Here is a 20416-nt window from a genome sequence, read left to right on the forward strand (position 1 = left end):
CGACCCGACGAGCCCGATCAGGCGGCTGCCAGGTACCCGGCTTCGGCCCCGGTCCCCGCCCACGCCCGGCACGGCGCGACCACCCGCCCGTCGGGAAGCAGTTCGCCGGTGTCGTCGAAGACGATCGTGCCGTCGCACAGCAGGCTCCACCCCTGCTCGGGGCGGGCCGCGACGACGTGCGCGGACGCGGGCCGCTCGGCGGGGGAGCCGGCCGCGGGGCAGGAGGACCGGTGGGTACACATGGCGCACCTCCACGTCGGGGGACCGTCCCGTCGTCGGGACCGTCGCACCTACAGACCGTGCGCCTCGTGCCGAGTCATCGCCAGCCCTGGCCCGCGAGCGTGACAACACCCGGACACCACGGCGACGCTTCCGCGACGCCCGGACCCGGTGGCGCCACCGACCCGGAGGCGCCACCGAGCGGGACTCGCCACCGAGCGGGACTGACCACCGAGCGGGACTCGCCACCGAAGGGGTGACGGTCACCGCCCTCGGCCCCTGCGCCGGGTACCAGTGGAACGCCCCAATCCGACCGACCGGGAGGTCCCCCATGCCCGTACGACCCGCGGCCCTCGCCGCGGCCGCCGGCGCCGCCCTCGTCCTGCTGGCCACCCCCGCCGCCACCGCGGCCCCCCAAGACACCCGCCACGTCACGGAGTCGGTGACCGTCGACCCGGTCGGCCGCATCGCCGCGGACGGCTCCGTCACGGTCTCCGGCACCTACCGCTGCACGGGCGGCACCGGCCCCGTCTACGTCAGCTCCACCGTCAGTCAGACCGACCCGTCCGTCCGGTACGGCGTCGGCGGCACCCGCGCCGTCTGCGACGGCCAGGAGCACCGCTGGGTCAACACGGGCACGCCCGACTCGGTCACCCTCAACCCCGGCGCCGCCCACGTCGAGGCCACCCTGATGGAGCTGCGCCCCATGGGCATCGTGCCGCTCCCCACCTTCCACGCGCGCCACGGCCAGGACGTGACCCTGGCCCAGGGCTGAGGCTCCGGACCCCGCCCCGGACCCGCCCCTCGCACGCCATCGGCCCCGCACCGACGTGGTGCGGGGCCGATGGCGTTCGAAGGTGCCGTCGTCAGGGGCGCTTCCTGGTCTCCATGCCGGGCCGCGGCGGGCGCGGTGCGGTCTTCCGCTGCCGCGGAAAGGACACCGGGTCCGGGGCCGGCGCACCGGCCGGGTCGGCGCTCGCGGACGCGTCGCCGTGCCGGTGGCGCGGCACCACCGCACGCCGGGGCGGACGGGTGAGCGTGATCTGCCGGACGATCTGCTGGAAGCAGACCAGCGAGGCGAGCCCCGGCAGGGCCGCGGCCGCCGCGTCACTGGGCGTTCTGGGCGCCTGGGCGACGCACAGCAGCATCGCGATGGCCGAGAAGAGCAGCACCACCGCCCAGGAGTGGACCGCGCGCCGCTGGTGCAGCGCGGACCGCAGCACCGCCAGCGACGCCACCAGCCAGGGCCCGTAGACCAGCAGCGGCCACCAGGACACCACGCTGCCCCGGGTGCGGGTCACGGCCGCCAGACGCAGCGGTTCGTAGGCCACCATGCCGCCGAACAGGCTCACGGAGGCGGCGATGACCGCGGCGAGCGCCGCCACGAACAGGCTCGCGGCCCGCAGCCGGCTCACCCTCCGGCGGATCCTGCGATGACTCGTGGGAGCCTCCCGAAGCGGCGGCAGCTCCGCGGTGATCTCCTGGAGGTTGCTCAGCGGCGTGCCCGGCGCGGGGGAGAGGGCCGACGAGTCGGCCGTGTGCGGGAGCGGCGGAACCTGCTGTTCCATGGCGTCTTGGAGCAGGAACGCGAGTTCTTCGGCGGGGTCCCAGCCGGGTTCCGGCGGGACCAGCGTCTCCTGGAAGTTCTGCGGGAAGTTCTGCTGGAAGTTCTGCTCGGGCGCGCGGTGCCGTCCGGTTCCCACGGAGCGGAACCGGCCCTCGCCGTAGGACAAGTGGTGCTCGAATCGTTCCTCGTGCATGGGTTCCGGGTCACTCCGCCCGGCTGTACGTCAAGGACCCCTGGGACCGTCCCCAGCGCTCGGCGAATCCGGCCTCCAACTCGGCCATGACGTCCAGGAAACGCCGCAGTACGGGCTCGGTCACCCGCAGCGGTACGGGGAATCCACCTCTGGTCAGAGTTCCATCGCTCGGTGACGACCAGTGGTTTCTGCCGGGCCGATATACGTATGGGCCCAGCGTCACCATTTCCCCGTTTTCCTTGGTCATATCCGAAGTAACGTCTGCCTTGTCCGTCGGATGCGCGGCAGTCGAGTGAACGAATTCTGCGATACTTACCCAATCCAGAATTCACATCGAATCGAAAGTATCGCTGTACGAAAAGCCGGAATGCGGGCCGGAGCGAGGATTGCGGCGGGCCGGGCGCGCCACGGCACGGGGGACCCGGTTCCCGGCGTCGCTCCCGCCCGGGACGGTCAGGTGGCCGACGGGCCGGCCGCCGTCGTCGGGGCGGGCGCCCGGTCGAAGTCCGGCCGTGCCGTCGGGGCGAACGCCGCGCGATAGGCGGTGGGTGTCGTCCCGAGTGCGCGCCGGAAGTGCAGGCGCAGGTTCGACGGGCTGCCCAGACCGCATCGATCGGCTATGTGGTCGACGGCGAGCTCGGTGCTCTCCAGCAGCTCCCGGGCGCGGTCGAGCCGGGCGGTGAGCAGCCACCGCAGCGGCGTCGTGCCGGTCTCGGTGACGAACCGCCGGGCGAAGGTCCGCGGCGCCAGGTGCGCGTGCGCGGCGAGTTGCGGGACCGTCAGTGGCTCGTGCAGCCGGGCCAGCGCCCACGCCCTCGTGGACGCGAGGGTGACCCCGGGCGCCTCGGGAGCCAGCGGCCGTTCGATGTACTGCGCCTGCCCGCCGTCGCGGTGGGGAGCGGAGACCAGGGAGCGCGCCACCTGGTTCGCCGTCCGTGCGCCCAGGTCGCGTCGCACCAGGTGCAGGCACAGGTCGATGCCGGCCGCGACGCCCGCCGAGGTCAGCACCTGCCCCTCGTCCACGTAGAGCACGCGCGGGTCCACCGACACCCTCGGATACCGAGCCGCCAGTTCGTGCGCGTACTTCCAGTGGGTGGTGGCCTTGCGACCGTCCAGGACCCCGGCTGCCGCCAGCGCGAACGCACCCGTGCAGATCGACACCAGCCGCCGGCCCCGGGCGTGGGCCCCGGCCAGCGCGGCGAGCACGTCCGCCGACAGCTCCCGCAGGTGCGGCGCGTACCCCGGGACCACCACGGTGTCCGCGCCGCGCACCGCTTCCAGACCGGCCGCCACCGTCACGGCGAACCCCGCCGCGGTCCGCACCGACCCCGCGGACCGTCCGCACAGGATCAGTTCGTAGGGGTCACCGGGCACGGCGATGAAGACCTGGGCCGGAATGCCCAGGTCCAAGGGCAGCACGTCGTCCAGGACCAGTACCGCCACTCGGTGCGGTGCGGCGGGAGTGGCAGTTTCCTCTCGCATGCAGGCAAGTCTGCCACTGTCAGCGGACGTTGGCGCGGCCGATCATCGAAGCCATGAACGACGAGATGACCACCGGCGTCCCGCCGCTCCCCGACACTGCCCTCGCCCGGCGTGCCCTGGCCCTGGTGCGCGAGACGGAGTCCACCGCGACCGCCAACCACAGCGTCCGCAGCGCCCTGTTCGCCCGTCTCCGCGCCGACCACCACGGTGCGGAGCCGGGGCGCGACTTCGATCCGGAGCTGCTGTTCCTGGCCTGCGTCCTGCACGACATCGGCCTGACCCGGGCGGGCGACCGCCACCAGCGGTTCGAGGTGGACGGCGCCGACACGGCCGCCGAGTTCCTCACCGCTCAGGGCCTGCCCACCGCCGCCGTCGACGCGGTGTGGGAGGCCGTCGCCCTGCACACGACGCCGGGCATCGCCGAGCGCCGTGGCACCCTGTGCGCCCTGGTGCACCAGGGGACCGGCATGGACTTCGGCTGGGACACCGACTGCGTCGACGACGCCACCGCAGCCGCGATCCACGCCGCCTATCCGCGGCTGTCCATGGCCACCACCCTCACCGACGAGATCGTCGCCCAGGCACAGCGCCGTCCGGAGAAGGCCCCGCCCTTCTCCGTGGCGTCGGAACTGCTGCGCGAGAGGTCGACGCCGCCGCACAGGACCCGGATGGAGACCATGGCCGACGCCGCGCGCTGGGGCAACTGACCATGACCACGTACGGAATCCTGCTCTTCGACACCGCGCAGGAACTCGACTTCACCGGTCCGTGGGAGGTGTTCACCACCTCCTCCGAACTGCGGGGCGGCGAGGACGACGTCCTGCTCGTCGCCGAGCACTCCGCACCCGTCCGCTGCTCCCAGGGCATGCGGGTCCTGCCCGATCGCACGCTCGGCGACCACCCGCCGCTGGACGTCGTCCTCGTACCGGGCGGATCCGGAGCCCGGGAGGTCGAGCCGCACAACGAACGGGTCACCGGCTGGCTCACCGACACCGCCGCGCGCGCCACCTGGGTCGTCGGCGTCTGCACCGGAACCTTCCTGCTGCACGCCGTCGGCCCGGCCCGGGGCCGCCGGGTCGCCACCCACTGGCAGTACGAGGAGGCGCTCGAGGAACGCGGCGAGGTCACCGTCGTACGGGACGCCCGCTATGTCGTCGACGGCAACCTGCTCACCAGCCAGGGCGTCTCCGCCGGCATCGACAGCGCCCTGTGGCTCGTCGGCCGGCTGCACGGGCGCGAACACGCCCGCGCCGTGCGCCGCGCCCTCCAGTACGACCCGGCACCCCCGTACCTGGCCGACGAGCCCCTCCCACCGCCCGTCACCGACCGAGAAACGGAGCACCGACCGAGATGAACCGCCGCACCCTCCTGCACGCCACCACCGCGCTCGGCGCCGCGACCCTGACCGCCGGCACCGCCACCCGGGCCGACGCGGCACCCTCCGCACGTCCCGCGCGCACCCGTCCGTTACGCGTCCACGTCGTCATGTTCGACGGTGTGGAGGAACTCGACTTCGCCGCCCCGTACGAGGTGTTCTCCGCCTCCGGCCACTTCGCCGACCGGGACGTGGACGTCCGCTACGTCAGCCTCGACGGTCCGCGCACCGTCCAGGCGGCGTACGGCACCGGGCTGCGCGTCGACCACGGCTGGGCTCCTCGGGACGCGGACCTCCTCGTCGTCCCCGGCGGCGGGTACGCGCGCCGCGAGGACCCCGGCGTGTGGGCCGAGATCCGGCGGGGCTCCCTGCCCCGGGCCCTGGCCGCCGCGACCCGCCCGGGCCTGACCGTCAGCGCGCTGTGCACGGGCGTGATGCTGCTCTCCGCCGCCGGGCTGACCACGGGACGCCCCTGCACCACCCATCACCGGGCGCGGGCCGACCTGGAGGAGCAGGGCGGCGTGCTGAAGAACGCCCGCGTGGTCGACGACGGCGACCTGGTCACCGCCGGCGGGGTGACCTCCGGGCTGGACCTCGCCCTGTGGCTGGTGCGCCGGGAACTCGGCGCGGACGCCGCGGTCGGCCTGGAGGAGATGCTCGAGTACGAGGCCCGCGGCACGGTATGGGCCGCACGGAGCGGTCGCTGAGCAGCGCCCGGAGCATCCGCTTCCGTGCCGCACCGTCCGCAGCGCCACGCCACGGGCGTGAAGCGTCCCGCGGACCTTCCGGGCGACCCCGAAGGGTGACGGCATGGCTCCGTCGAGCGATACACCCGTCTCCGCAGGGTGGCGAGGGATGTCCGCTGGGTGACCGGCTCTGTGAGGGCGCGCACAGGGCTCACGTCACACGGGGCCGGGGTTAGTAGACGCCGGACGGCCGCTCGCCGCGTGGTCTCCGGCCGTCCGGTCCGTCACGCGGCCGGTCTGCGAAGCGGCGTAGTAGGTCACACACTTGTCGCGGCGCCCGAGCGTTCCGCAAGGTGTTCGGCGTACCGGGGAGCCGAGCGCCGGGACCGGACGGGAAGAGCCCGTCCGTGATCCAGACACCGGCCCTGATGACGCGAAGCCGCGTCCCACGCGGACACCGCGTCGCCGACCCCCCGTCGGCCTCCCCATCACGTTCCCGAATGGAGAGGTACACCCGTGCACGCCCTCATACGCCGTCCCGTCTTCCGCAAGTCCGCCGTCGCCTCCCTCGCCGCCGCGGGTGCCGCCGCCGTCAGCCTCACCCTCGTCCCGAGCCCTGCGCACGCCGCCGAGCCGGCCAAGGCCTCCACCGCGCAGACCCAGGCCCAGACCGACAAGATCAAGGCCATCGTCGAGGCCGGCGAGAAGAAGCACGGCGACGACCTCGACGGCTGGATCCGCACCGCCCTGGACGTCATGGACGTCAAGAACATCCCGGGCACCTACGAGGGCCTGCACCGCAACATCATGCGCGAGTCGTCCGGCAACCCGTACGCGCAGAACAACTGGGACGTCAACGCCCAGAACGGCATCCCCTCGAAGGGCCTGCTCCAGACGATCCAGCCCACCTTCGACGCCTACCACGTCAAGGGCACCAAGGACTCCATCACCGACCCGGTCGCCAACATCGTCGCCGCCTGCAACTACGCGGCCGACAAGTACGGCTCCATGGACAACGTCGACTCCGCCTACTGACCGGCGGACCCACCGACCGCCTGGGCCCCGGGGACGACCGGTCCCGTGCGGAGGCCGGCGGGGCCCAGGCAGCACGGCGGGGCCGGAAGGACGACACGTCCCTTCCGGCCCCGCCCGCGTCACACCCGGCCCGTCCCGGAAAGGCCCCAGAGGCGCCACCGTGCCCTCTGGGGCCTCGCGTTCATGCAGGCTGGAAGGGGGCGACGGCGTCTTTTCGGACCCTTCTCAGATGTCCCGGAAGATCTCGATCTGCGCGCCGATCGAGTTCAGCCGCTCCGCCAGGTCCTCGTAACCGCGGTTGATGACGTACACGTTGCGCAGCACGGAGGTGCCCTCGGCGGCCATCATCGCCAGGAGGACGACCACGGCGGGGCGCAGGGCCGGCGGGCACATCATCTCGGCGGCGCGCCAGCGGGTGGGGCCCTCGACCAGGACCCGGTGGGGGTCGAGGAGCTGGAGGCGGCCGCCGAGGCGGTTCAGGTCGGTGAGGTAGATGGCGCGGTTGTCGTAGACCCAGTCGTGGATGAGGGTCTGGCCCTGGGCCGAGGCCGCGATGGCCGCGAAGAAGGGGACGTTGTCGATGTTCAGGCCCGGGAAGGGCATGGGGTGGATCTTGTCGATCGGCGCTTCGAGCTTGGAGGGGCGGACGGTGAGGTCCACCAGGCGGGTGCGGCCGTTGTCGGCGAAGTACTCCGGCGTGCGGTCGTGGTCGAGGCCCATCTCCTCCAGGACCGCCAGTTCGATCTCCAGGAACTCGATGGGGACCCGGCGGACCGTCAGCTCCGACTCGGTGACCACGGCGGCGGCGAGCAGGCTCATCGCCTCGACCGGGTCCTCGGAGGGGGAGTAGTCCACGTCGGCGTCGATGACCGGCATGCCGTGGACGGTGAGGGTGGTGGTGCCGATGCCTTCCACGCGGACGCCGAGGGCCTCCAGGAAGAAGCAGAGGTCCTGGACCATGTAGTTGGAGGAGGCGTTGCGGATGACGGTGACGCCGTCGTGGCGGGCGGCGGCCAGGAGGGCGTTCTCGGTGACCGTGTCGCCGCGCTCGGTCAGGACGATCGGGCGGTCCGGGCGGACCGTGCGGTCGACCACCGCGTGGTAGTGGCCCTCGGTCGCGGCGACGTCCAGGCCGAAGCGGCGCAGCGCGATCATGTGCGGCTCGATGGTGCGGGTGCCGAGGTCGCAGCCGCCGGCGTAGGGCAGCCGGAAGCGGTCCATGCGGTGCAGCAGCGGGCCGAGGAACATGATGATGGAGCGGGTGCGGACGGCGGCCTCGGCGTCGATGGCCTCCATGTCCAGCTCGGCCGGCGGCACGATCTCCAGGTCGGTGCCGTCGTTGATCCAGCGGGTGCGCACGCCGATGGAGTTCAGCACCTCCAGGAGGCGGTAGACCTCCTCGATGCGGGCGACCCGGCGCAGCACCGTGCGCCCCTTGTTGAGCAGCGAGGCGCACAGCAGGGCCACGCAGGCGTTCTTGCTGGTCTTGACGTCGATGGCACCGGAGAGGCGCCGGCCGCCGACCACGCGCAGGTGCATCGGGCCGGAGTAGCCGAGGGAGACGATCTCGCTGTCCAGCGCTTCGCCGATACGGGCGATCATCTCAAGGCTGATGTTCTGGTTGCCGCGCTCGATGCGGTTGACGGCGCTCTGACTGGTGTTGAGCGCCTCCGCAAGCTGTGACTGGGTCCAGCCGCGGTGCTGCCGGGCGTCACGGATGAGCTTGCCGATGCGTACGAGGTAGTCGTCTGACATGAGGTTGAGGCTATCTCAGATATGAGATGGCGCCTCCCGGGGGGTCCGTTCGGGTGACGGCATGTCACCGGCCGCCTCAGCGCCGCTTGCCGGTCGTCGTGCGGCGCCATCCGAAAGGTCCGGGCAGATCCATCGATGTCGTACGACGGCCGGTGCTGCTGCGGGTGTGGCGCGGGCCGTTCCTGCCACCGGTGGTGATGGACCACGAACGCTTGTTGATGTTCAGCCGCACTCCGGGGAGGATCCGGAAGCTCTTGCGGAACGTGAGCGGCATCGTGCCTCCTTCCGAGTCGTGCCGGGCACGCGCGCCCGGCACAAGTCGGATACCCCCGTCCGGCGTAGTGATGGCCGCACGGGTCACCCGGGGTGGGGCGCACGCCACACCGCGCCCGGGCATGACCAGTCCGCCCCCATGTACTAGAGTTATCTCGACATCGAGATATCTGCCGAGGCGCACCGCAGTCGCAGCCGCTTTCGGGGCCTGGTGGTAAGGCTTACCTAACTTAGCCCTACCTTAGCGGATCGGCCAGGGCGGCGTGGCGGCAGGATGCGGTGGTACGCGCACATAAATGAAGGAGACTGTCGTGTCGGCGAACAGCTTCGACGCCCGCAGCACGCTGCAGGTGGGCGACGAGTCGTACGAGATCTTCCGGCTGGACAAGGTCGAGGGCTCCGCGCGCCTTCCCTACAGCCTGAAGGTGCTGCTGGAGAACCTGCTCCGCACCGAGGACGGCGCGAACATCACCGCCGACCACATCCGCGCCCTCGGGGGCTGGGACTCGCAGGCCCAGCCGTCGCAGGAGATCCAGTTCACGCCGGCCCGCGTGATCATGCAGGACTTCACCGGCGTGCCCTGTGTCGTCGACCTCGCCACCATGCGTGAGGCCGTCAAGGAGCTGGGCGGCGACCCGAACAAGATCAACCCGCTCTCCCCGGCCGAGATGGTCATCGACCACTCCGTCATCGCCGACAAGTTCGGCACCAACGACGCGTTCAAGCAGAACGTCGACCTGGAGTACGGCCGCAACCGCGAGCGTTACCAGTTCCTGCGTTGGGGCCAGACCGCCTTCGACGACTTCAAGGTCGTCCCGCCCGGCACCGGCATCGTCCACCAGGTGAATATCGAGCACCTGGCCCGCGTCGTCATGACCCGTGACGGCAAGGCCTACCCGGACACCCTGGTCGGCACCGACTCGCACACCACCATGGTCAACGGCCTCGGCGTCCTCGGCTGGGGCGTCGGCGGCATCGAGGCCGAGGCCGCGATGCTCGGCCAGCCGGTCTCGATGCTGATCCCGCGCGTCGTCGGCTTCAAGCTGACCGGTGAGCTGACCCCCGGCACCACCGCCACCGACCTCGTCCTCACGATCACCGAGATGCTGCGCAAGCACGGCGTCGTCGGCAAGTTCGTCGAGTTCTACGGCGAGGGCGTGGCCGCCACCAGCCTCGCCAACCGCGCCACCATCGGCAACATGTCGCCCGAGTTCGGCTCCACCGCCGCGATCTTCCCGATCGACGGCGAGACGCTGAACTACATGCGCCTGACCGGCCGCTCCGAGCAGCAGGTCGCGCTCGTCGAGGCGTACGCCAAGGAGCAGGGCCTCTGGCTGGACCCGAAGGCCGAGCCGGACTTCTCCGAGAAGCTGGAGCTGGACCTCTCCACGGTCGTCCCCTCCATCGCCGGCCCGAAGCGCCCGCAGGACCGCATCGTCCTCGCCAACGCCGCCGAGCAGTTCAAGCAGGACGTGCGCAACTACGTCGACAGCGTGGACGAGGCGGGCAAGGAGTCCTTCCCGGCCTCCGACGCCCCCGCCGCCACCGACGGCGTGCCGGCCAACCCGGTCCCGGTCACCGCCCCCGACGGCACCACCTACGAGCTGGACCACGGTGCGGTGACGGTCGCGGCCATCACCTCCTGCACCAACACCTCCAACCCGTACGTCATGGTCGCCGCCGCCCTGGTGGCCAAGAAGGCCGTGGAGAAGGGCCTGACCCGCAAGCCGTGGGTCAAGACCACCCTCGCCCCGGGCTCCAAGGTCGTCACCGACTACTTCGACAAGGCGGGCCTGACCCCCTACCTCGACAAGGTCGGCTTCAACCTCGTCGGCTACGGCTGCACCACCTGCATCGGCAACTCCGGCCCGCTGCCCGACGAGGTCTCCAAGGCCGTCAACGAGCACGACCTCGCCGTCACCTCGGTGCTCTCCGGCAACCGCAACTTCGAGGGCCGGATCAACCCCGACGTCAAGATGAACTACCTGGCGTCCCCGCCGCTGGTCGTCGCCTACGCGATCGCCGGTTCCATGAAGGTGGACATCACCAAGGACGCCCTGGGCGCCGACCAGGACGGCAACCCGGTCTACCTGAAGGACATCTGGCCCTCCGAGGCCGAGGTCAACGACGTCGTCGCCAACGCCATCGGCGAGGACATGTTCTCCAAGTCCTACAGCGACGTCTTCGCCGGCGACGCCCAGTGGCAGGCGCTGCCGATCCCGACCGGCGACACCTTCGAGTGGGACACCGAGTCCACCTACGTCCGCAAGCCCCCGTACTTCGAGGGCATGGGCATGGAGCCGGCCCCGGTCGAGGACATCTCCGGCGCCCGGGTGCTCGCCAAGCTGGGCGACTCGGTGACGACGGACCACATCTCGCCCGCCGGTGCCATCAAGGCCGACACCCCGGCCGGCAAGTACCTGACGGAGCACGGCGTCGAGCGCCGCGACTTCAACAGCTACGGCTCGCGCCGCGGCAACCACGAGATCATGATCCGCGGCACCTTCGCCAACATCCGCCTGCGCAACCAGATCGCGCCGGGCACCGAGGGCGGCTACACCCGCGACTTCACCCAGGACGGCGGTCCGGTGTCGTTCATCTACGACGCCTCCCGCAACTACATCGAGCAGGGCATCCCGCTCGTCGTCCTGGCCGGCAAGGAGTACGGCTCCGGCTCGTCCCGCGACTGGGCCGCCAAGGGCACCGCGCTCCTCGGCGTCAAGGCCGTCATCGCCGAGTCCTACGAGCGCATCCACCGCTCGAACCTCATCGGCATGGGCGTCCTGCCGCTCCAGTTCCCGGAGGGCCAGTCGGCGTCCTCCCTCGGCCTGACCGGCGAGGAGTCCTTCTCCATCTCCGGCGTCACCGAGCTGAACGACGGCACCACGCCGCGCACGGTCAAGGTCACCACCGACACCGGTGTCGAGTTCGACGCGGTCGTCCGCATCGACACCCCCGGTGAGGCCGACTACTACCGCAACGGCGGCATCCTGCAGTACGTGCTGCGCAGCCTGATCCGCAAGTAGGCGGCACCGCACCACGAGCGAGGGCCGCACCCCCGGCGACGGGGGTGCGGCCCTCGCCGTGCCATGTGGCGGGGTCCCGGGTCCGGGTCCCGGGTCAGGCGACCGCCGCGCCGGTGCCGCGGGCCGCGGCGATGTAGTCGGCGCGGCCGGAGCCGTCGTAGAGCGTGATGTCCACGGAGGCGCCGTCCGGGATGTCGAGGTCCTTGACCGTCAGGTCCACGGTGTCCGAGGTGCCGGGCGCCGAGAAGGTGCCCAGGTCGTGGTACGAGCCGCCGGACGCGTAGCCGACGGCCACGTAGAAGGTGTCGCCGTCGTTCTTCGTGTCGTAGACCCAGAGCTTCTCGTCGTTCGGGTGGAACTCGACCTTGCCGACGAACCAGCCCGCGTCGTCCAGCTCCATCTTGACGGCCAGCCCGCCCGCGTCGTGCGCGAAGTGGGTGCCGTCGAACGGGTCGGTGAGCGTGCCACCGCTGCACGGGCAGCCGTCGGTGTCGCGGTAGTACGTGGAGACGCCGGGATCGGGGTCGTACGCCTGGGCCGGCGTGGCCGTGGCGAACAGCGCCCCCACCGCCAGCAGCGCGCCCGTGACCGTCCCCGCGAACCGTTTTCCGGTGTTCCGCCGCACGTGTTCCCCCTCCGGTGGCCCGACGCGCCGGACCGGCGGCCGCCGGTGGCGCCCGCTCATTCTGGTGCATCCGGCACGGACGGGGAACGGTGCGGCACAAAGGGGTGGCGGGTTCGGGCCACGCCCGAAGGCGCCGGCCCGAAGGCCCCGGCCCGAACCCGCCACCCCCTCTCGGGCGCCGCCTAGGCCAGCAGCTCCACCTCCGCCAGCGTGTGCTCGCCGTCGAGCACCAGGCGGTACTTCTGGTACGTCCCCGGCGACTTCACCGAGAACGCCCGGGTCTGGCGGTCCCAGGCGAAGGACTCGCCCGAGCGCTCGTCCAGCGTCCGCCACGTCGTGCCGTCGGCCGATCCCTGGAGCTTCCAGCTCTTCGGGGCCTTCGTGCGGTCGGCGGGCGACGTCAGTGTGTACTGGACGGCCTCGGCGCCCTCGCCGGTCACCGCGAGGTCCACCGAGGTCACGGCCGCCTCGGTCGCCGACGTGTCGTCGGACAGGGCGCCTTCGCCCGCGGTCACGTCGGCGCGCGGGGTGGGCACCTCGTCGTCCTCGGTGATCGACACCGGAGCGGCGTTCTCGCCGGTGCCCCACTTGGACGGCCGCGGGCCCATGTCGAACTCCAGGACACCGCCCCGGGCGATCAGGTCGTGGGGGAGCGCGGTGGAGTTCCAGCGCTTGCCGTTGACCTTCAGACCCTGCACGTAGACGTTCCGGTCGCTGTTCTTCGGTGCCTTGACGACCAGCTTGCGGCCGTTCTCCAGGTGCACGGTGGCCTTCTTGAACAGCGGGGAGCCGACGGCGTACTCGCCGCTGCCCATCACCAGCGGGTAGAAGCCGAGCGAGGAGAAGAGGAACCAGGCCGACTGCTCGCCGTTGTCCTCGTCACCGTGGTAGCCCTGCCCGATGTCGCTGCCGGTGTAGAGGCGGGAGAGCACCTCGCGGACGTTCTTCTGCGTCTTGTACGGCTGACCGGCCGCGTCGTACATGTACAGGGCGTGGTGGGCGACCTGGTTGGAGTGCCCGTACATGCCCATCCGCACGTCCCGCGCCTCGGTCATCTCGTGGATGACCCCGCCGTAGGAGCCGACGAACTCCGGGGAGGCCGTCTCGGGCGTCGACAGGTACTCGTCGAGCTTGTCGCCGAGGCCCTTCCTGCCGCCGTACAGGTTGGCGAGGCCGCGGCTGTCCTGCGGGGCGGTGAAGGCGTAGCCCCAGCCGTTGGTCTCCGTGTAGTCGTGGCCCCACACGCGCGGGTCGTACTTCTCGGAGTCCACGCGCCACTTGCCCGCCAGGTCCTTGCCCTGGAAGAAGCCGGCCTTCGCGTCGAACATGTTGACGTAGTCCTGGGCGCGGTTCAGGAAGTACGCCGACTCCTCCGCGTACCGCTTCTCGCCGGTCTCCTCGTAGAGCTTCTCGCCCATCTTCGCGATGCCGTAGTCGTTGAGGTAGCCCTCCAGCGCCCACGACAGGCCCTCGTGCGTCTCGGTGCTGGTGTACCCGAGGAACGGCGAGGTCGCCATGCCCTTGCGGCCCACGCCCGAGGACGGGGGCACGGTGGTGGCGTTCTTGACGGCCGCGTCGTACGCCGCCTTCGCGTCGAAGTCGACGCCCTTGACGTAGGCGTCGGCGAAGGCCACGTCCGAGGAGGTGCCGGTCATCAGGTCCGCGTAGCCGGGGGAGGACCAGCGGGAGGTCCAGCCGCCGTCCTTGTAGTGCTGCACGAAGCCGTCGACCAGCTCACCGGCCTTGGACGGGGTGAGGAAGGAGTACGCGGGCCAGGTGGTCCGGTACGTGTCCCAGAAGCCGTTGTTGACGTAGACCTTGCCGTCGACGACCTTGGCGCCGGTCTCCGTCGGGGTGTCCTCCTTGACCGCCTTGGAGAACGGCGAGGCGTACTTGAACGTTCCGTCGACCTTCTCGTGGCCCGCGTTCGGGTACAGGTAGAGCCGGTAGAGGCTGGAGTACAGCGTGGTCAGCTGGTCCCGCGTGGCTCCCTCGACCTCGACCTTGCCGAGGATGCGGTCCCACTGCCGCTGGGCGTCGCGCTTGACCTTGTCGAAGGAGGCGCGCGCCGGGATCTCCTGGCGCAGGTTGTCCTTGGCCTGGTCGACGCTGATCAGCGAGGTCGCGATGCGCAGCGTCACGGTGCGGTCCTTGCCCGCGTCGAAGCGCAGGTGGCCCTTGACGCCGCTGGAGTCGCCGCCGGTGACCTCGGCGTCGAACTCGCCGTGGACGAAGAGGCGGGTGGCGCCCGTGGACAGACCGGACTTGACGTCCGAGTAGCCCTGGAAGGTGCCGTTCTCCTTGTCCAGGGTCAGGCCGGCCTGGTCGGTGACGTTGTCGAAGATGACGCTCGCGTCGTCACCGGGATAGGTGAAGCGCATCATCGCCGCGTGGTCGGTCGGCGCCATCTCCGCCTTCAGACCGTTCTCGAAGCGCACCCCGTAGTAGTACGGCCGGGCGGTCTCGTTCTCGTGCCGGAAGGCCAGCTCGCGCTGCTCCCGGCCGGTGTCCGGGGTGCCGGAGGCGGCGGACGGCATCACCTGGAAGGTCTGCCGGTCGCCCATCCAGGGGCTGGGCTCGTGACTCGCGGCGAACGCCTGGAGGGTGGGCAGGTTGTCCGCGTTGTTGCCGCGCGCGTAGTCGTAGAGCCAGCTCAGCGAGCCGGCGTTGGTCACCGGCGTCCAGAAGTTGAAGCCGTGCGGGACGGCGGTCGCGGGGATGTTGTTGCCGCGCGAGAAGCTGCCGGTGGAGTGGGTGCCGCGGGTGGTGAGCGCGTAGTCGGACAGGTGGGCCTCGGGCCGCTCGGGCTCGGCCCGCTCGATCACGATGTCGTCCAGCCAGCCGCGGAACTTCGCCGGGCCCTTGGGGGAGTCGTACGCCACCAGGACGCGGTCTACGGTCTTGCCGGCCGCGACCGACCCGATCCCGGACCGCACGCTGTTCCACTGGTTGACGTAGAGGATCTTGGCGTCGCCCTGACCGCGCGGCGTCAGCGGGAACCCGTGCTGGTCGGTGGCTTTCAGGTCGCTCAGATAGGTGCCGTCGGTGAAGGCGAGGTCGACGGAGACGTTCGTGGCGTCGTAGTCGAGGTCGCCGTCCGCCATCGACGGGAAGATCTTGTAGGACAGCTCGGTGCGGCGCTCGACCTTCACGTCGACGTCGAAGACCTTGTTGTACGAGTACGCCCGGCCGTCCGCGGTGTGGCGGCCCGCGTACTTCAGGGCGTGCGTGCCGGTGAAGCCGGCGCCCGCCTTCGCCGTCGGCGAGCCGGTCGGGCCGCGGTCCACGGCGGAGAGCATGTCCTCGGGGACGGGCGTCTCGGTGTCGGCGGTGGCCAGCTGCACATCGGCCAGCTGGAGGATGTCCCCGCCGTTGTTCTTGGTGAACTCCAGCCGGAAGTGCCGGTACTCGGCGGGCTCGGCCAGTTCGTAGGTCTTCGTCTGCAGGCGTTCCCCGAAGGATTCGCCCGAGCGACTGTCCAACGTCTGCCAGGTCTCGCCGTCCGCCGAGCCCTTGAGCGTCCAGTCGGCGGGGTCGCGCTCGTCGTGGTCGTTGGCCGACGTCAGCGCGTACTTGGCGATCCCCGCCGGCTCGTCCAGGTCGAACTCCACCCAGCCGGTCTTCTCGAACGCAAGCCACTTGGTGGTGGGCTCGCCGTCGACGAGGTTCTCCTTCACCTCGCCACCGCCCGTGTTCTCGGCGCTCGCCCGCACCTCGGTGACGCGGTCGGTGACATTGCCCGGTATGCCGGTGCTGTACCCGCCGTCCACGCCCGAGGACCGCTTCTTGCCGTCCCGGCCCGTCTCCACGGTGTCGGTCCAGTCCGGAACCGGGTCGTCCGCCTCGAAGGAGGACGCGAACTCCCGGTCGGCCTCGGCCGGAGCGGTGGGCAGCGCCACCGCCGTCCCCTGTGCACTCATCGCCAAAGCGAAGGCGGTCGTCACCACGACCGCCGGACCCCATCTGTGTCGAACCCTGTACTGCATGCGCCAGCACCCTCCCTGCGCTCACTGGGGATTGGACAACGTTGTCAAATTCGAGGAGCAAGGACTAGTAGCGCCTGAAGGGGACAATGTGTCAAGGGTGTTGACTGTGGCGTACGGGTCCGGTGCCCGGGATATTTCCTTCAGGGGGCACACAGTCCGCTCATATTTCCGCGAGGTCTCAACTCGGAAAAGACGTACGAGGAACCTTGCATTCGATCTTGCTCCGTCGGCGTCGAGTGGACTATACCTGTCGGCACTTCGGGGCATCTTCACCGCACCCGACCTTGTACGGCCGCACTTCCTGCATGACCCAGCTTGACCCGAACGCGGTGCCGGGGAGGATCCGGTTCACCGCCTGAGTCCTGGAGAAGGCGAGGACTTGAGCATGGGATCCACCACCGGTGTGGGCCATCGCGATCTGATCAGGCGGACAGCCGCCGCTCTGGCCTCGGCGACTGTTGTACCGGCATCGCTCAGCTGATCATCGGCGCCGCACCGCGGCTCCGAGACGACGGCGACAACGCCCCATCCGTGGCCGGCGCAGGACCGGTCCGGCCACGGCGGGCGCACACGCAGCACACCCGTACAGCTCCAACCGATCAGTGAGGATGCAGAAATGACCATTCGTGCCGGATCTCTTGACAGGCGGACGCTCCTGCGCGGGGCCATCGCCACCGCGGCGATGGGCTCGTTCGCGGTCGCGTGCAGCTCTCCCTCCAGCAAGGACGGCGAAGGCGACGGCGGCCCGAAGGGCGAGAAGAGCGCCAACAACCCGTTCGGTGCCGCCGCGAACTCCACGGTCGAAGCGGCCATCTTCGACGGCGGCTACGGCACCGACTACGTCGACTACACCAACCAGGTGCTCGGCAGCCAGGTCAAGGGCCTCAAGGTCAAGGTCAACCCGGTCGTCGACATCGCCCCCCAGCTCCAGCCCCGCTTCGTCGGCGGCAACCCGCCGGACCTCATCGACAACTCGGGTGAGGACCAGATCGGCTTCCTCGGCATCCTCGACCAGCTGGAGGAACTCGACGACCTCTTCGAGGCCAACACCTACGAGGGCAAGAAGATCGCCGATGTCGTCTACCCCGGCGTCAAGGAGCCCGGGACGTACAACGGCAAGTTCGTCGCGCTCCGGTACGTGATGACGGTGTACGGCGTCTGGTACTCGAAGACGCTCTTCGAGGAGAACGGCTGGACCGCGCCGAAGACCTGGGACGAGGCGCTCGACCTCGGCCAGCAGGCGAAGAAGAAGGGCAAGTACCTCTTCGTCCACGGCAAGGAAGCCGCGACCTACTACCAGACGATGCTGTTCGCCTCCGCGATCAAGGAGGGCGGTGACGAGGTCCGGCTCGCGCTCGGCAATCTCGAGAAGGGCTCCTGGTCGCATCCGGCCGTCCAGGGCGTCCTCAAGGTCATGGAGACCATGATCAAGCAGAAGATGTTCGTCCCCGGCGGCTCCGGCACCCAGTTCCAGAAGGCGCAGGCGATCTGGAGCAACGACCAGAAGGCGCTGCTCTACCCGTCCGGTGGCTGGATCGAGAACGAGATGAAGCAGGCCACCAAGGCGGACTTCCAGATGACCGGGTTCCCGGAGATGACGCTCACGGACAAGCCGCAGCTGCCCTACGAGTCGCTCCACGCCGCGGCGGGCGAGCCGTTCATCGTGCCCAAGCAGGGCAAGAACCCGGCCGGCGGCAAGGAAGTGCTGCGGGCGATGCTGTCCGAGAAGGCGGCCGCCAACTTCTCGAAGACGAAGCTGGCCCCGACGGTGGTCAAGGGCACCGTGCCCGCCGACGGCTTCGGATCGGCCGCCCTCGTCTCCCAGACGAAGATGCTCGAGGCCGCGGGCGACAACATCTACGACATGAGGAGGTTCGTCGAGGCCTACGGCATGAATACCGACCAGTTGGTGCCGTGGAACTCGTTCCTCTCCGGTGACCTCGACCGCAAGGGCCTCACCGCGGCCCTGCAGAAGATCTCCGACCAGGTCCGGGAAGACAGCTCCGTCGACAAGATCGAGATCAGCTAGTACGGCGATGAAAGACACGATCACCACCTCCGACGCCGCGAGCCGCCGGCCCGAGCCGGCCGCTCGCAGCGGGCGGCCACGGCGCCGCAAGCTCACGTTCGACCGGGTGACGTTCTTCCTCGCGTTCCTCGGTGTCCCGCTGGCCATCTTCGTGATCTTCGTCCTGATCCCGTTCGGCCAGGCGATCTTCTGGGCGATGACCGACTGGCGTGGCTTCAGCCCGGACTACAACTTCGTCGGCTTCGACAACTTCACGAAGATGTTCGAGGACGACGTCTTCCTGAAGGCGTTGCGCAACGTCGCACTCCTCGCGGCCTTCGTGCCGCTGGTGACGCTGACGCTCGCGCTCGGGGTCGCCGTGGCCATCACCCTGGGCGGGCCCAGCAAGGGCCCCGTCCGAGGAATCCGGGGAGCGTCGTTCTACCGGATCGTCTCGTTCTTCCCCTACGTCGTGCCGGCGATCATCGTCGGTCTGATCTGGGCGCAGATGTACGACCCGAACGCCGGCCTGCTCAACGGCGTCCTCACCGGCCTCGGTCTCGACCGGTTCGAGACGTTCGCGTGGCTGGGCGAGAAGGCGACCGCGATGCCGGCCGTGATGTTCGTCATCGTCTGGGGGCTCGTCGGGTTCTACGCGGTGCTCTTCATCGCCGCGATCAAGGGCGTTCCCGCCGAGCTGTACGAGGCGGCGAGGATCGACGGGGCCGGCCGGTTCCGCACCACGATCTCGATCACCCTGCCGGCGATCCGGGACAGCGTGCAGACGGCGTACATCTACCTGGGCATCGCCGCCCTCGACGCGTTCGTCTACGTCCAGGCGATGGTGCCGAACGGCGGCCCGGACAACTCGACCCTGACGATCAGCCAACGTCTGTTCAACGTCGCTTTCGCCAAGCAGCAGTTCGGCTACGCCACCGCGATGGGCGTCGTCCTCGCCGTCGTCACCCTGGTCTTCGCGGCGCTGGTCTTCCTCGTCAACCGCCTCACGGGCGGCGGCGAGGGCGAGAGCAAGAGGAAAGCACCTGGGTCCAGGGCTCGGCGTGCCGCAGCCGAGGGAGGCGCCCGGTGACCGTCATCACCGCCGACCGGAAGCCGGCCAGTGACCGGAAACCGGCGAGCGACCGCAAGCTGACGCGCGTCGCCGCGAGCAGCGACCGCAGATTCGCGGCGATCTCGCACGCCCTGATGATCCTGTGGTCCGTGATCGTGATCGTGCCCATGCTGTGGGTGCTGATGTCGTCGTTCAAATCGACCGGCGAGATCCTTTCGTCGCCGTTCTCGCTCCCGGATCACTGGCGGTTCGAGAACTACGCGAACGCGTGGACCGACGCGAGCATCGGGAAGTACTTCCTGAATTCCGTGATCGTCGTGGTCTCGGCACTGATCCTGGTGATGCTGCTCGGCGCGATGTGCGCCTACATTCTCGCCCGGTTCGAGTTCCCCGGCCGTCGGCTGATCTACTACGTGATGCTCGCCGGCCTGACTTTCCCGGTCTTCCTGGCGATCGTTCCGCTCTTCTTCCAGTTGCAGAACTTCGGGCTGCTGAACACGCGTCTCGGGCTGATCCTCACCTATGTCGCGTTCGCGCTGCCGTTCACGATGTTCTTCCTCTATTCGTTCTTCCGGTCGCTGCCGCACGACGTGTACGAGGCCGCGCTGATCGACGGTGCCGGGGACTGGCGGGCGTTCTTCCAGGTGATGCTGCCGATGGCCCGTCCGGGAATGGCGGCGGTGGCGATCTTCAACTTCCTGGGCCTGTGGAACCAGTTCCTGCTGCCGGTGGCGCTCAACACCGACCAGGACAAATGGGTCCTCACCCAGGGCATGGCCGCCTACGCGTCCTCGCAGGTCTACGACATCGACTACGGCGCGCTGTTCGCGGCGATCGTGATCACGGTGGTGCCCGTGCTGATCGTGTACTGCGTCTTCCAGCGGCGGATCGCCGGTTCGGTGTCGCAGGGCACCTTCCGCTGACGCCCACCGCCGCTCCACCCGTCGTACGCAGGGGTCCGGCCCCGGAGAGACAGCTCTCCGGGGCCGGACCCCTGTGGCGTACCGCTGGTAGCCGGCCGTGGACACGGCCTGAAACCGATTTCTTTCAAGGGCTTGACGCCACTGGGCGATTCAGCGGAGTTTGGGGTTCATAACTTGTACAAGGTCCGCAT

General features: G+C 69.9%; 16 protein-coding genes. 9 read left to right on the top strand and 7 right to left on the bottom strand.

Going from position 1 to position 20416, the window contains the following annotated elements; genetic code table 11:
• Positions 1-17: 17 nt before the first annotated feature.
• Entirely contained in the window at positions 18-242 is a 225-nt protein-coding gene (locus ACFZP7_RS26385; RefSeq protein ID WP_030974582.1) for a DUF5999 family protein, read from the bottom strand.
• Positions 243-550: 308 nt separating this feature from the next.
• On the opposite strand from ACFZP7_RS26385, the gene ACFZP7_RS26390 reads away from it, so the two are divergent.
• On the top strand, positions 551-994 hold the full coding sequence (locus ACFZP7_RS26390; protein WP_385636129.1) for a DUF6299 family protein: 444 nt from the start codon (positions 551-553) through the stop codon (positions 992-994).
• Positions 995-1085: 91 nt separating this feature from the next.
• Here the strand turns inward: ACFZP7_RS26390 and ACFZP7_RS26395 are convergent, their stop codons facing one another.
• Both ACFZP7_RS26395 and ACFZP7_RS26400 read right to left on the bottom strand, forming a co-directional pair.
• Positions 1086-1979 (bottom strand): hypothetical protein, encoded by an 894-nt coding sequence (locus tag ACFZP7_RS26395; protein WP_127433819.1) that lies wholly within the window; start codon positions 1977-1979, stop codon positions 1086-1088.
• Positions 1980-2432: 453 nt separating this feature from the next.
• Positions 2433-3461, bottom strand: a complete 1029-nt coding sequence (locus ACFZP7_RS26400; protein ID WP_385636132.1) for a GlxA family transcriptional regulator — start codon at positions 3459-3461, stop codon at positions 2433-2435.
• Positions 3462-3514: 53 nt separating this feature from the next.
• Here ACFZP7_RS26400 and ACFZP7_RS26405 point away from each other — a divergent pair, with 53 nt between their 5' ends.
• The 4 genes from ACFZP7_RS26405 to ACFZP7_RS26420 all read left to right on the top strand — a co-directional run bounded on the left by ACFZP7_RS26405 (position 3515) and on the right by ACFZP7_RS26420 (position 6557).
• Positions 3515-4168 carry an HD domain-containing protein gene (locus ACFZP7_RS26405; protein WP_031015593.1) on the top strand — a complete coding sequence of 218 codons (654 nt, stop codon included), beginning with the start codon at positions 3515-3517 and terminating at the stop codon, positions 4166-4168.
• A gap of 2 nt (positions 4169-4170) precedes the next feature.
• Positions 4171-4815: a DJ-1/PfpI family protein gene (locus tag ACFZP7_RS26410; RefSeq protein WP_385636134.1), complete on the top strand. Its 645-nt coding sequence runs from the start codon at positions 4171-4173 to the stop codon at positions 4813-4815.
• Positions 4812-5543, top strand: a complete 732-nt coding sequence (locus ACFZP7_RS26415) for a DJ-1/PfpI family protein (protein ID WP_385636136.1) — start codon at positions 4812-4814, stop codon at positions 5541-5543. Before ACFZP7_RS26410 ends, ACFZP7_RS26415 begins: the two co-directional genes overlap by 4 nt.
• A 495-nt stretch (positions 5544-6038) precedes the next feature.
• Complete coding sequence (locus ACFZP7_RS26420; protein ID WP_019325926.1) at positions 6039-6557, top strand: transglycosylase SLT domain-containing protein; 519 nt, start codon at positions 6039-6041, stop codon at positions 6555-6557.
• A 225-nt stretch (positions 6558-6782) separates the two neighbouring features.
• On the opposite strand, the gene ACFZP7_RS26425 is transcribed toward ACFZP7_RS26420, so the two are convergent.
• Both ACFZP7_RS26425 and ACFZP7_RS26430 read right to left on the bottom strand, forming a co-directional pair.
• Entirely contained in the window at positions 6783-8312 is a 1530-nt protein-coding gene (locus ACFZP7_RS26425; protein ID WP_019325927.1) for a UDP-N-acetylglucosamine 1-carboxyvinyltransferase, read from the bottom strand.
• Between the two features lie 76 nt (positions 8313-8388).
• On the bottom strand, positions 8389-8586 hold the full coding sequence (locus ACFZP7_RS26430) for a DUF4236 domain-containing protein (protein ID WP_019325928.1): 198 nt from the start codon (positions 8584-8586) through the stop codon (positions 8389-8391).
• Positions 8587-8896: 310 nt separating this feature from the next.
• Between ACFZP7_RS26430 and acnA the strand changes: the two genes are divergently transcribed.
• Positions 8897-11611, top strand: a complete 2715-nt coding sequence (gene acnA / locus ACFZP7_RS26435; RefSeq protein WP_019325929.1) for an aconitate hydratase AcnA — start codon at positions 8897-8899, stop codon at positions 11609-11611.
• 94 nt (positions 11612-11705) lie between these two features.
• On the opposite strand, the gene ACFZP7_RS26440 is transcribed toward acnA, so the two are convergent.
• Positions 11706-12236 carry a hypothetical protein gene (locus ACFZP7_RS26440; RefSeq protein WP_031015600.1) on the bottom strand — a complete coding sequence of 177 codons (531 nt, stop codon included), beginning with the start codon at positions 12234-12236 and terminating at the stop codon, positions 11706-11708.
• Positions 12237-12418: 182 nt separating this feature from the next.
• The gene (locus tag ACFZP7_RS26445; RefSeq protein WP_385636140.1) at positions 12419-16222 is read right to left on the bottom strand and encodes a GH92 family glycosyl hydrolase; all 3804 of its coding nucleotides are present in this window, start codon (positions 16220-16222) and stop codon (positions 12419-12421) included.
• 616 nt (positions 16223-16838) lie between these two features.
• On the opposite strand from ACFZP7_RS26445, the gene ngcE reads away from it, so the two are divergent.
• Genes ngcE through ACFZP7_RS26460 form a run of 3 tightly spaced genes read left to right on the top strand, consistent with a single transcriptional unit; the run spans position 16839 to position 20225 of the window.
• Complete coding sequence (gene ngcE / locus ACFZP7_RS26450; protein WP_031015603.1) at positions 16839-18251, top strand: N-acetylglucosamine/diacetylchitobiose ABC transporter substrate-binding protein; 1413 nt, start codon at positions 16839-16841, stop codon at positions 18249-18251.
• Positions 18252-18258: 7 nt separating this feature from the next.
• A complete protein-coding gene (locus ACFZP7_RS26455; protein WP_031015606.1) occupies positions 18259-19320 on the top strand; it encodes a carbohydrate ABC transporter permease in 1062 nt (353 codons plus the stop codon).
• On the top strand, positions 19317-20225 hold the full coding sequence (locus ACFZP7_RS26460; RefSeq protein WP_385636143.1) for a carbohydrate ABC transporter permease: 909 nt from the start codon (positions 19317-19319) through the stop codon (positions 20223-20225). The genes ACFZP7_RS26455 and ACFZP7_RS26460 overlap by 4 nt, the downstream gene beginning before the upstream one ends.
• The last annotated feature ends 191 nt before the right edge of the window (positions 20226-20416 follow it).

Source organism: Streptomyces sp. SudanB5_2050 (assembly GCF_964272335.1).
GTDB classification, from domain to species: domain Bacteria; phylum Actinomycetota; class Actinomycetes; order Streptomycetales; family Streptomycetaceae; genus Streptomyces; species Streptomyces rochei.